This is a genomic window from Shouchella xiaoxiensis (assembly GCF_016907895.1).
GTDB lineage: Bacteria > Bacillota > Bacilli > Bacillales > Bacillaceae_D > Shouchella > Shouchella xiaoxiensis.
Map to the genome: position 1 here is coordinate 58218 of NZ_JAFBCV010000018.1, position 12815 is coordinate 71032.

Here is a 12815-nt window from a genome sequence, read left to right on the forward strand (position 1 = left end):
ACCTCTGTACCCCTTTTTAGGTACAGAGGTGTTTGCATACACGGTTCCACTCTGTTTTCCAGACTAATGCTGGTTCTCATCAGCCTTAACGTGGCTCATCCGCCTAATCCTACTTACTTAACTCCATTCAGATTAAGACTCCTGGGTGCATGTTCATCGCGGTTTCTTAGAGTGGATTTCAGCAAGTACCACTCTCTCTGTGTAAAAAAGCTCACGATTACTTTTCCCGATCAATGTTATTTCCTATTTAATTTTAGCTGCAGCTTCCAAGCGGGAAACAACAATCGCCTTACCAAGTAACTCGATTGTATCACCAAGCTCCGGTCCATGCGTCTGTCCACTAACAGCTACACGAATTGGCATAAACAATTTTTTTCCTTTTTGACCCGTTGCTTTTTGCGTTGCTTTTATCGCTTTTTTAATATCAGCTACGGAGTATTCATCAATTTCATTTAACTCTTTTGCAAACTGTGTTAACACTTCTGGTACTTGCTCTTCATTGAGCACTTGTTTCGCTTCTTCCGTATAGTCTACGTCTTTCTTAAAAAATTGTTCAGTTAACTCAACAATTTCTGCTCCATAATTTAGTTGTTCTTGATAAAGGCCAATTAAACGTCTTGTCCATAGGTGACGCTCTTCATTCATTTCCTCGGAAACTCGCCCACTGCCAATTAAGTGAGGCAAGGCTAAATCAACAACAGTATCTAAGTCGGCTTGTTTAATATACTGATTGTTCATCCAAGCCAATTTATCCGTATCAAAAACAGCTGGAGCCTTAGAAACTCGATCTAATGTAAATTGTTCAGATAGTTGATCTAATGTGAAAATCTCTTCTTCCCCAACCGGAGACCAGCCTAGTAAAGCCAAGAAATTAACAATCGCTTCAGGCATATAGCCCAAATCTTTATATTGTTCCACAAATTGGATAATCGATTCATCACGTTTACTCATTTTCTGACGGTCTGCATTTAAAATAAGTGAAGCATGTGCAAATGTTGGAACGTCCCAACCAAACGCATGAAACAACATGATTTGACGAGGTGTGTTTGAAAGATGTTCTTCCCCACGAATGACATGAGATATTCTCATCAAATGGTCGTCAATGACCACCGCAAAATTATACATCGGTACACCGTCTTTGCGAGCAATAACAAAGTCACCAATGCCATCACTTTCAAATGAAACGTCACCTCGGACAGAGTCATTAAATTGAATGGTTTCCCCTTCTCTTACACGGAAACGCACAACAGGTTGTATCCCTTTTTCTTCATATGCTTTTTGATCTTCCGCAGATAGGTCACGATCGCGACCACTATATTTAGGCATCTCGCCTCGCGCCTTTTGTGCCTCGCGCTCTGCTTCTAATTCCTCTTCAGTCATGTAACAGTAGTATGCCTTCTTTTCATCAATTAACTGTTGAATGTATTCCTTATAAAGACCTACACGCTCCATTGATCGATAAGGACCAAATTCACCGGCTTCTGTATCTACACTTTCATCCCAGTTCAAGCCGAGCCATTTTAAACTATCCATGAGTTTTTCTGTAGCCGTTTCAACATTACGCGCTTGATCGGTATCTTCAATCCGCAGAACAAACGTTCCGCCTTCGTGTTTAGCTAACAAATAATTAAATAGCGCTGAACGCGCTCCTCCAATATGCAAATGTCCTGTTGGACTAGGTGCAAAGCGTACTCGAATATCTTTAGACATGACGTGCACTCCTCTAGCTCTTATTCTGAATCATCATAGCATGTTCTCTTTCAAAAACAAAGACAGCTTACTTCTTCATCAGTAAAATGACTGCTTGAGCAGCCATTCCTTCTTCTCGACCAACAAACCCCAGCTTTTCTGTTGTTGTTGCCTTTACCCCAACGTTCTCAATAGTCGTCTCTAATAAGTCTGCAATTGTTTCCCGCATCTGTTCAATATAAGGTGCAAGTTTTGGCTTCTGCGCCATAACCGTACAATCGACGTTTCCTAGCGTATAGCCTGCATCCTTTACCAACGTCCAAACTTGGCGCAATAGTTCTTTTGAATCTGCATCTTTAAATGCTTCATCCGTATCAGGGAAATGTTTGCCTAAATCACCTGCACCAATTGCTCCCAGTGCAGCATCCGTTATTGTGTGCAATAAAACATCGGCGTCTGAGTGTCCAAGCAAGCCTTTGTCATGTGGAATTTCGATCCCCCCTAATACAAGAGGGCGCCCCTCAACTAGCTGATGTACATCATAACCTTGTCCAATTCGAATCATGCTTTATTCTCCTTCATCTTTAAAATCACTTCTGCAAATAATAAATCCTCTTCAGTCGTTAACTTAAGGTTTAAATAGTCACTTTCTACTATAGAGACTGTATGTCCCAATCGTTCTACTAAACTGGCATCATCTGTCCCAATATAACCACTAGCGATAGCATCCTCATGTGCATTCATGACGATATCATATTGAAAACCTTGTGGGGTTTGTGCTGCCCAGAGATTGGACCGTTCCGCCGTCTTAACAATTTGCGTTCCATCAACTTTTTTTATTGTATCCTTTACAGGAACAGCCGCGATTGCCCCGCCCTGTTTCTCTACCTCCATTACAATCTTATGTATCGTTTCCCGCTTAACAAAAGGCCTAGCTCCATCATGTATCAATACATTTCCACTAGAATGTAATGCTTGCAACCCAGCATACACACTATCCTGTCGCTCTAATCCTCCTGATATAAGCTGTCCAACCTTTTTTAAACCAAATTGATCAAGCAGCTGTTGCATAATCTCTCGTTCACTCTCGCTAATTACAAGGACGATTTCTTTGCACCACTCATCCAATTCAAATAAACGCAGCGAATGGATGATAAGCGGCACTTCATTTAGTTCAATTAACTGTTTATTGAAACCTGCTTTCATTCGCTTTCCTTGACCTGCAGCAAGAACAATTGCCTTGTATTCCATCCTTTAAACTCCCTTATGCTCTTCGTAACGCTAGTTTACCATGAAAGACCATAGATGCTCAAAAGCCTGCCCTTTTTAAAAAGGCAGGCTTTTCATTACTGAGCTTTTTCCAATGATTTCGGCTTAGCGAAAATCATTCGACCAGCGCTTGTTTGAAGAACACTCGTTACCACAACATCAATTTGCTTATTAATTAATTCACGTCCACCTTCGACAACGATCATCGTCCCATCATCTAGATACGCGACGCCTTGTTGATTTTCCTTACCTTCTTTGATCACGTGAACATGCAATATTTCTCCCGGAAGTACAACCGGTTTTACCGCATTCGCTAAATCATTAATGTTTAAGACTTGTACACCTTGAAGTTCACAAACTTTATTGAGATTAAAATCATTCGTAACAACCATACCTGATGTTAATTTCGCTAATTTCACTAACTTACTGTCAACTTCTTGCACATCTTCAAAATCACCTTCATAAATCTCTACATCAATGGATAACTCTTTTTGAATACGATTCAATATATCAAGACCTCTTCGGCCGCGATTTCGCTTTAGTGCGTCTGATGAGTCCGCAATATGCTGTAATTCATCAAGTACAAATTGTGGAATAATCAACTTTCCTTCAAGAAACCCAGTTTGACATATATCAGCAATCCGACCATCAATAATGACGCTTGTATCTAATATCTTTAAGTGCTTGCCTGTTTCTTTATCATTTTCAGCACCTTGATCTTTCTTTCTTTGAGCATCTCTGTCTTTCTGATTACGAATGGATAAAACAAATTGCATCATCTCGTCACGCTTTTTAAAACCGATTTGGAATCCGAGATAACCAACTAGAATCGTAATAAAAACAGGGAGAATATTGCTTATTACCGGGATATCCAAGCCATTTAAGGGTGTTCCCGATAAATAACCTGCAACTAAACCAACTATAAGACCCATTGAACCGGACAAAACATCTGCTATTGGAGCTTTAACGATTGTTTCCTCAACAACTCGAAAGAAATTAACAATAAGATCAGCTACAAATAAGGACACCCCGTATAAGATAATGGCTCCAATCGTTGCCCCAGTTAAAGGACTTGCAACCCAATTAGAAACACTTATTCCAGTCGTATTGATAAGCTCAGGAATAAACAAAAAGCCCAATGTCGCTCCTGCTAATATAAAGAATAAACGAACAATCCATTTAAGCATGCATGTATACACCTCCTTTTAGCTATTATAGACAAGTTTACAACTCTCAAACCTAGCAAACTCGATTTCCCACAAAAAAACACGGGATCTAGAGATGAGTCGCATTTTAGTCATCGTTTCGCCATAAATAGGAGCCATTCCCAAACGTCTATATATGGCGATCAACAAATAGTTGCTCTTGGATACGACTTAAACCGTTTTTAATCATTTTAGCCCGTGCTTCCCCAATTCCGTCGACCTCGTCTAGTTGTTCGACCGTTGCAACCATTACGCTTGAAAGATGTCCGTATTCCTCAATGACATTCTCAATAATCTGAGTTGGAAGTCGAGGTATACGATGGAGGATACGATACCCTCTCGGCGATGCTTGTTGATCCATTAAATTGGTTGTTCGACCGTACCCTAATGCCTTCACTATTGCCTGTTCATCAAGCAATTCTTCATTCAGCAATGTTGTCAGTTCAGCTAACGTTTTCCGCGGATCTTGATTTCTTTCTTTTGCATAGTCCTTTAATAAGTAAAGGGCTTCTTGTTCAGTATTTGAAACAAGTTCTTTTAACTGCATCGTTATTAGTCTGCCTTCATCGCCCAATTCAAGGATAAAGTTTTGAATTTCTTGTTTGATTCGCAGTACCATCTGAATTCGGTGAATTACTTGCACAACATCGCTAAACGTTACAAGCTGTTCAAATTCTAACGCCCCTAAATTTGTAATTCCTTGATCTAGAACAGCACGGTACTTTTCTAGTGTTTGTATTGCTTGATTGGCTTTTGTCAAAATAACGCCTATATCTTTTAAAGAATACCGATTTTCACCTTGATAGAGAGTAATTACGTTCCTTCTTTGGGAAATGGAAATGGTTAAGTTCCCTGTTTGTTTTGCTACACGTTCTGCCGATCTATGTCTTATACCGGTTTCAGACGACGAAATATTATTGTTTGGAACAAGCTGTGTATTTGCATATAAAATACGCTTGCCGTCCTCACTTAAAATAATGGCCCCATCCATCTTTGCTAATTCATATAAATAGGCAGGAGAAAAGTCACTATTAATGAAAAATCCTCCATCAACGATATTCATCATCTCATTATTGTAGCCAAGGACAATCAGTCCACCTGTATTCGCTCGTAATACATTATCAATACCAGCCCTTAGCGGAGTTCCAGGAGCAACTAATTTTAATAAGTTTTGTATAAAAACCGTTCGATTCTTCTCTTCCATATCTGTCTACCTCCTTAAAGCAACTTCTAGCGCTTTATCAAGAGTTGGCACGCCAACAACTTGTATCCCTTTTGGTACTGTCCAACCGCCTAGATTTTTTTCTGGTATAATAACACGTTTAAACCCTAATTTTGCCGCTTCATTAACTCGTTGTTCAATACGTGAGACTCGACGAATCTCCCCTGTTAAACCTACTTCACCAATTGCTACATCCATTGGATTTGTCGGTTGATCACGGAAACTCGATGCTACGCTTAAGGCAATGGCAAGATCAATTGCTGGTTCATCAAGTTTGACACCACCAGCCACTTTTAAATACGCATCCTGGTTTTGCAATAACATACCTACACGCTTTTCTAAAACAGCCATTAGCAAAGAGACACGATTGTGGTCTAGCCCCGTCGCCATCCTTCTTGGATTCCCAAACCCCATTGGTGAGATCAGCGCTTGTAGCTCAACCAGAACAGGTCTTGTCCCTTCCATGGAAGCAACAACTACAGATCCTGAAGCTCCTTGAGAACGTTCTTCTAAAAATATTTCGGATGGATTCAATACTTCTTCCAGTCCTAATTCCTTCATTTCAAAAATACCCATTTCATTCGTAGAACCGAAACGATTCTTAACCGCTCTTAAGATCCGGTAAGTATGATGACGCTCTCCCTCAAAGTAAAGAACAGAGTCTACCATATGCTCAAGCAATTTTGGTCCTGCAATGGATCCTTGTTTTGTTACATGACCCACAATAAAAACAGCAATTCCCCTTGTTTTAGCTACTCGCATAAATGCAGCCGTCGACTCTCTTACTTGAGCAACACTTCCAGGAGCAGATGTAATCTCTTCCTTATAAACGGTTTGAATGGAATCAATAATAACGAGTGATGGCTGTACTTCATCAATTGCCCTCTCAATTAACGTCACATCCGTTTCTGCAAGGACGTATAATTGATCTGAAGAGAGCTCTAAGCGATCCGCTCTTAACTTTGTTTGCTTAACAGACTCTTCCCCTGATATATACAATACCCGTTCATTTGTTTTTGCTAACTTCGCAGATAATTGCAGGAGTAAAGTTGATTTCCCAATTCCTGGATCTCCACCTACAAGTACAAGAGATCCTGGTACAATTCCTCCACCGAGTACTCGATCAAGTTCAGTCATCGTTGTACTTACTCGCGGCTCACGTTCTCCTTTTACCGCTGTGATGGGCTGCGCTTTATGAATGGTGTCGCCAGATGTTACATAACTTCTATTCGACGCATTAGGCTTTGCATTCATTTCCTCGACCATTGTGTTCCAGCTTTGACAACCAGGACATTTCCCCATCCACTTAGCGGACTCATAGCCACATTCCTGACAAACAAATTTGGTTTTTTGTTTTACCAATACGCTCTCCTCCGATTTGATTAGCTGTGCTAAGTGTAACAAAAACAATGGAGAAACGCTTGTTTAAAAAGAACCGGAGGATTTGGAAGTCCTCCGGTTCACAGTTTATACATTTGTTATTTCTTTTGCTTCAACCGCAAGCTCTCCATCTTTGATATAGATGACTGCTTTTTGCCCCTTTACTATAGAGCCTTTCAGCAATTCCTCAGACAAACGATCCTCTACTTCTTTTTGTAACGCTCTGCGAAGTGGACGCGCTCCATATTCTGGGTCATAGCCAATATCAGTAATCTTATCTTTTGCTTCCTCTGTTAATTCAAAATCAATGCCTTGCTCAGATAAACGGGTTTTGAGCTGATCAGCCATCATGGTAATAATCTCGCGCACATGTTTTTTCTCAAGTGAATGGAACACAATAATTTCGTCAATCCGGTTTAAGAACTCTGGTCTAAAGCTGTTCTTAAGCTCAGACATCACGCGGTCTTTCATATCTTTGTACTCTTGACCTTCCGTTTCCGTAGTAAATCCAAGGTACTTGTTGCGCTTTAATTGAGATGCCCCTACGTTAGATGTCATAATGACTGCCGTGTTGCGGAAATCCACTGTACGCCCTTTTGAATCTGTTAGGCGTCCATCTTCAAGCACTTGTAAAAGAATATTAAACACATCAGGGTGCGCTTTTTCAATTTCATCGAGCAGGATGACTGAATATGGCTTACGTCGAATTTTCTCCGTCAATTGACCACCTTCTTCATGACCAACGTAACCTGGAGGTGAACCAACTAATCGGCTTGTTGCATGCTTTTCCATGTACTCAGACATGTCAATTCTTATAACTGAATCTTCATCACCAAACAGCGTTTCTGCAACGGCACGAGCTAACTCGGTTTTTCCTACGCCAGTAGGTCCTAAGAAGACAAAAGAGCCAATTGGTCGTTTAGGATCCTTCAGACCTGCTCTTGCTCGGCGAATGGCTTTTGAAATAGATTTAACCGCTTCTTCTTGACCAACTAAACGTTCATGAAGAATAGACTCCATTCTAAGAAGACGATCGGTCTCCTCTTCTGCCAATTTCGAAACAGGTATTCCCGTCCAGCTCGCAACTACCTGAGCAATGTCTTCAACAACAACTTCTGTATTCTCTTGACCTTGTTTCTTTTTCCATTCGTTCTTCATTTCTTCAAGTTCTTCACGTAACCGCTGTTCAGAATCGCGAAGTGAAGCTGCTTTTTCAAATTCTTGACTTTGAACGGAAGCATCTTTTTCTTTTCGTGTTTCTTCAAGCTTTGCTTCAAGTTCTTTTAAATTAGGAGGCGCTGTATATGAACGCAAGCGAACTTTTGAGGCAGCTTCATCAATTAAATCAATTGCTTTGTCTGGCAAAAAGCGATCAGAGATATAGCGATCGGATAGTTTGACTGCCTCTTCTATCGCAAGATCGGTAATCGTAACACGATGATGTGCTTCATAGCGGTCACGTAAACCGTAAAGAATTTGAACAGATTCATCAAGCGTAGGTTCGTCTACTTGAATTGGCTGGAAGCGGCGCTCGAGTGCGGCATCTTTTTCAATATACTTACGGTATTCATCAAGAGTTGTTGCTCCAATGCACTGAAGCTCCCCACGGGCAAGTGATGGTTTTAAAATATTTGATGCATCAATAGCACCCTCTGCTCCACCGGCTCCAATTAATGTATGCAGCTCATCAATGAATAAAATAACATTACCAGCTTGACGGATTTCATCCATAACCTTTTTTAGACGATCTTCAAATTCACCTCGGTATTTTGTACCCGCAACCACGGTTCCCATATCTAATGTCATAACACGCTTATTACGTAACGTCTCAGGCACTTCATTGGCAATAATACTTTGTGCAAGCCCTTCAGCAATTGCTGTTTTACCGACACCAGGTTCACCAATTAATACCGGATTGTTTTTAGTCCGACGACTTAGTACCTGAATTACTCGTTCAATTTCCTTCGCACGACCAATAACAGGATCGAGCGTTTCCTCTCTGGCAATCGCCGTTAAATCACGAGCTAGGCTATCTAATGTAGGCGTGTTTGCATTAGCAGTAGAGCCACTAGACTGAGATGAACTTCCGCCTTCGTTGCTTCCTAATAACTGCAACACTTGTTGTCTAGCTTTATTCAAACTGACACCTAAATTATTTAAGACACGTGCCGCAACGCCTTCACCTTCGCGAATAAGCCCAAGTAAAACATGCTCTGTTCCAACATAGGAATGACCGAGTTTCCTTGCTTCATCCATTGAAAGTTCAATTACTTTCTTAGCTCTTGGTGTATAGTGTGGTGTACTATGAATACTTTTTTGACCTTCTTGACCTTTACCAACTAAAGATTCTACTTCCTTCTGTAGCTTTTCCGATCCAAGACCTAATTGCTGTAATGCTTTAGCCGCAATGCCTTCTCCTTCACGAATAAGTCCAAGTAGTATGTGTTCCGTACCAATATTATGATGGCTTAACCGAATTGCCTCTTCTTGTGAAAGTGCCAATACTTTCTGAGCACGTTCTGTAAATCTTCCAAACATCATTTACGCCACCTCCGAATTTATTCTTCCACCTGTTTATATTCCATCTTTAATCGTTCTCTTATTAAAGTCGCTCTTCGTTCATCTCTTTGATCTGGAGACAAGATTGTTTCTGCGTACTGTTGCAGAAAACCAGGTTGAGTAACAATCATCAGTTCATTTAATATGCTAGCAGAAACATTTTTTATAATGCCTAAATCAATTCCTAAACGTACGTCAGACAATCTCCTTGTTGCTTCTTTTGAATCAATTACATAACTATGCGACAGAACACCAAGTGAGCGGTGCACCCGATCTGTCAGTTTTAACTTCGAATTCTCATAGAGCGTTATTCTCGCCGCTTGTTCCTGTTGTATAAGCTGTTTCACAACCCCTTCTAAATCATCGACAATGTCTTGTTCCGTTTTTCCAAGAGTCATTTGATTTGAGATTTGAAAGAGGTTTCCTAAAGCTTCGCTACCTTCCCCATAAATTCCTCTTACAACAAGACCTAATTGATTTATTGCTGGAAGAATTCGCTGTAATTGTTGCGTCATAGCAAGTGCTGGCAAATGCATCATAACAGAGGCTCTCATCCCTGTGCCTACATTCGTTGGGCAGCTCGTTAAATAACCAAACTGTCTATCATACGCATACGTTACATGAGATTCAATCCAATCATCAATGGAGTTGGCGATTTGTAAACTTTTCTCCAACTCAAAACCAGAACTTAAAACTTGGATGCGAATGTGATCTTCTTCATTCACCATCACGCTTAGCGATTCATCACCGCTCAATAAAACCGCACCATATTTTGATTGCTCTGCCAAGTGAGGACTGATTAAGTGTTTTTCTACTAAAATTCGCTTATCATTTGTCTTTAAATCGTCCATTGTTAACATTTCAGCAGATCCTAGAGCCTCAGTTTGACTTTCATTAAGTGCTTCTTTAACATAGGTTGCGACTTCTAAAGCTTCTTCCTTATTTGCGAATAGAGGAAATGTAAAAGCATTCATATTCCTTGCTAATCTTATTCGGCTACTGAGCACAATATCCGACTCAGCTCCGTCCTTTTTCATCCAAGGACTGATTGCATTTTCTAAAAAACGATTTAAACTCATTTTTTAGCCTCCTTTCCTCGAATCGTCGGCTTGGCTTTTTAACTCTCGAATTTCGTCTCGCAGTTCGGCAGCTTTCTCAAACTCTTCATTTTGTACGTGCTTATTAAGCTCGTCACGTATTTCTTCTATTCTTTTTTCAATCTGAATTGATTGACCAATTCGTTTTGGAATTTTACCACTATGCTTGTTATTTCCACCATGTACACGTCTAAAAACAGAGCCTAGCTTATCTGCAAACGTATCATAGCATGTTGCACAGCCAAATCTACCTACATGAAGAAACTTGTCGTAGCTAGTGCCGCACGTCGGGCATGTAGGCTTATCTTTTGTCACATTTTGATACTGTTCGTTTTTTGTATCTATATTGAATAGCCCAGAGAATAAATGATGAATTGAAAAACTGTCGGTCCCTGGAATTGATTCTCCTTTTTCCCTCGCACATTGTTCACAAACATGCATCTCCGTCTTTTTTCCGTTGACAATCTTAGTAAAATGTAATGTAGCTTGTTGAACTTGACACTCTTGACAGATCAATACGATCACCTCTCATCTATTACCGATTTTCTTTATATTTAAGCGTATCAATCATTGCATTTAATAAATTAGCACGGATTTCATCACGATGTGCAATTGATGATTTAAAGTGTGAACGATCAAGCACACTCGCTATTAGATTTGCTTCACGTCGATTTATTGCTTTTTCTTCGTATAATCGTAAAACAATGTTTTGAGCAGTTTGCTGATCAATACTTTGACCAATTAGATGTTGTATCTGTTCAAATAACATCACATTGCTATCCGACTCTACTTTCATAATTCTAATATACCCACCGCCACCTCTCTTGCTTTCGACGATATAACCTTTCTCAAGTGTAAAACGAGTACTAATGACATAATTTATTTGCGAAGGGACGCATTGGAATTGTTTAGCTAATTCACTACGCTTTATTTCTAATAACTCCTTACCGCTTCTAGATAGTGTCATTTTTAAATATTGCTCAATTAAGTCTGTTATATTACCCATTATTTCATCCTTCCATAAAGGATTAATTGACTTTGACTATATTTGACTTTTACTGAGTTCATTATAATTAGTTTACAAATAAAATTCAACCTTTAGCTACTTTTAGTATCGCCAAGCTTGTTAGATATAGACTTTATTTTAATAGTTTTTAGTTTTTCTTAATTAATTATGGGTAATTTATTATGTAAAAGGTGGTCTAAAATGAAGATTTATCAATTACAACGAAAACAGCTATTGCCTATTACCATTGAAGAAGCTTGGGATTTCTTCTCTAAAGCAGAAAATTTACAATCAATCACCCCTGATTATATGAATTTCCTTATTACAAACTCTCCAGGTACTGAAATTTATAATGGTCAACTTATCACTTATAAGGTTAGCCCCATTCTATCGGTTCCTCTCACTTGGGTAACGGAGATTACTCATGTAAAAACACATCAGTATTTCATAGACGAACAGCGGTTTGGACCATTTAAATTCTGGCATCATCAACACCATTTTAAAGAGACCGATGCAGGAATTCATATGGAAGATCAGCTTCACTATGCTCTTCCTTTTTCTTTTATCGGTAGGACTGTGCATTCTTTGGTTGTTCGAAATAGAATAGAAAGTATTTTTGACTATCGTTATAAACATTTGGAGGAAAGATTTCAATCCTAATTTAGCCCCGTCCTTTGTCACAGTTTATTGTACGCATTGTTTTAATAGATGTGCGCGCTTAACTATAGTCCTATGTCAGCTATTTATTTTATGGAGAATCAAGAAAGACACCTATTCAGGTGTCTTTCGGTTTGCCCAGCAACGTTCTTGGCTTCGCGGTGGTTTCCTACGGGGCCGCTGAGTCATGATGCTTTTGCTTCGAAGTGACTTCATGATGGTTTACGAAACACCCCCCTCCGTCTCACAGGGGAGCACGTTGCTTTTTCAATGAAGACGATTCATGATGTTTTCTTATAAAGTGCTTATTTCTCGTATTTGTCTTATCCCTTATTGTAGCTACTTCTTCGAAGTAGCGCTCTTTTGCTTTGAGCGTACACGAAAAAAAGACACCTTTTCAGGTGTCTTTTTCATTGCCCGGCAACGTTCTTGGCTCCGCGGTGGTTTCCTACGGGGATGCTGAGTCAAGATGCTGTTGCTTCGAAGCGACTTCATGATGGTTTACGAAAACAACCCCTCCGTCTCACAGGGGAGCACGTTGCTTTTTCGATGAAGACGATTCATGATGTTTTGTTGATAGTCTTTTGCTTTGAGCGTACACGAAAAAAAAAGACACCTTTTCAGGTGTCTTTCTCATTGCCCGGCAACGTTCTACTCTCACAGGGGGAAGCCCCCAACTACCATCGACGCAAAAGAGCTTAACGGCCGTGTTCGGCATGGGAACGGGTGTG

At 40.0% G+C, this 12815-nt stretch carries 11 protein-coding genes, 1 rRNA gene and 1 other annotated feature; of the genes, 1 reads left to right on the top strand and 11 read right to left on the bottom strand.

Annotation, left to right across the window (positions count from 1 at the left end; translation table 11 throughout):
- Window positions 1–21: 21 nt before the first annotated feature.
- Window positions 22–243 (bottom strand) — a binding site (T-box leader).
- The 10 genes from gltX to JOC54_RS20500 all read right to left on the bottom strand — a co-directional run bounded on the left by gltX (window position 244) and on the right by JOC54_RS20500 (window position 11427).
- Window positions 244–1710 (bottom strand): glutamate--tRNA ligase, encoded by a 1467-nt coding sequence (gltX, locus tag JOC54_RS20455; RefSeq protein ID WP_204468780.1) that lies wholly within the window; start codon window positions 1708–1710, stop codon window positions 244–246.
- A gap of 67 nt (window positions 1711–1777) precedes the next feature.
- Window positions 1778–2254, bottom strand: a complete 477-nt coding sequence (gene ispF / locus JOC54_RS20460) for a 2-C-methyl-D-erythritol 2,4-cyclodiphosphate synthase (protein WP_204468783.1) — start codon at window positions 2252–2254, stop codon at window positions 1778–1780.
- Complete coding sequence (ispD, locus tag JOC54_RS20465) at window positions 2251–2940, bottom strand: 2-C-methyl-D-erythritol 4-phosphate cytidylyltransferase (RefSeq protein WP_204468786.1); 690 nt, start codon at window positions 2938–2940, stop codon at window positions 2251–2253. The genes ispF and ispD overlap by 4 nt, the downstream gene beginning before the upstream one ends.
- Window positions 2941–3035: 95 nt before the next feature.
- On the bottom strand, window positions 3036–4145 hold the full coding sequence (locus JOC54_RS20470; RefSeq protein ID WP_204468788.1) for a PIN/TRAM domain-containing protein: 1110 nt from the start codon (window positions 4143–4145) through the stop codon (window positions 3036–3038).
- 148 nt (window positions 4146–4293) lie between these two features.
- Window positions 4294–5367 (bottom strand): DNA integrity scanning diadenylate cyclase DisA, encoded by a 1074-nt coding sequence (gene disA, locus JOC54_RS20475; RefSeq protein ID WP_204468790.1) that lies wholly within the window; start codon window positions 5365–5367, stop codon window positions 4294–4296.
- 6 nt (window positions 5368–5373) lie between these two features.
- Window positions 5374–6747, bottom strand: coding sequence for a DNA repair protein RadA (gene radA / locus JOC54_RS20480; protein WP_204468792.1), 1374 nt, complete (start codon window positions 6745–6747; stop codon window positions 5374–5376).
- A gap of 105 nt (window positions 6748–6852) precedes the next feature.
- The gene (gene clpC, locus JOC54_RS20485) at window positions 6853–9306 is read right to left on the bottom strand and encodes an ATP-dependent protease ATP-binding subunit ClpC (protein ID WP_204468794.1); all 2454 of its coding nucleotides are present in this window, start codon (window positions 9304–9306) and stop codon (window positions 6853–6855) included.
- A 17-nt stretch (window positions 9307–9323) separates the two neighbouring features.
- Window positions 9324–10403 (bottom strand): protein-arginine kinase McsB, encoded by a 1080-nt coding sequence (mcsB, locus tag JOC54_RS20490; RefSeq protein WP_204468797.1) that lies wholly within the window; start codon window positions 10401–10403, stop codon window positions 9324–9326.
- 3 nt (window positions 10404–10406) lie between these two features.
- Window positions 10407–10937: a protein-arginine kinase activator protein McsA gene (gene mcsA / locus JOC54_RS20495; protein ID WP_204468799.1), complete on the bottom strand. Its 531-nt coding sequence runs from the start codon at window positions 10935–10937 to the stop codon at window positions 10407–10409.
- A 19-nt stretch (window positions 10938–10956) separates the two neighbouring features.
- Window positions 10957–11427: a CtsR family transcriptional regulator gene (locus tag JOC54_RS20500; RefSeq protein ID WP_035422460.1), complete on the bottom strand. Its 471-nt coding sequence runs from the start codon at window positions 11425–11427 to the stop codon at window positions 10957–10959.
- A 201-nt stretch (window positions 11428–11628) separates the two neighbouring features.
- Between JOC54_RS20500 and JOC54_RS20505 the strand changes: the two genes are divergently transcribed.
- Complete coding sequence (locus JOC54_RS20505) at window positions 11629–12087, top strand: SRPBCC family protein (RefSeq protein WP_035422456.1); 459 nt, start codon at window positions 11629–11631, stop codon at window positions 12085–12087.
- Between the two features lie 635 nt (window positions 12088–12722).
- Here the strand turns inward: JOC54_RS20505 and rrf are convergent.
- Window positions 12723–12815, bottom strand: a 5S ribosomal RNA gene (rrf, locus tag JOC54_RS20510); the annotation flags it as partial.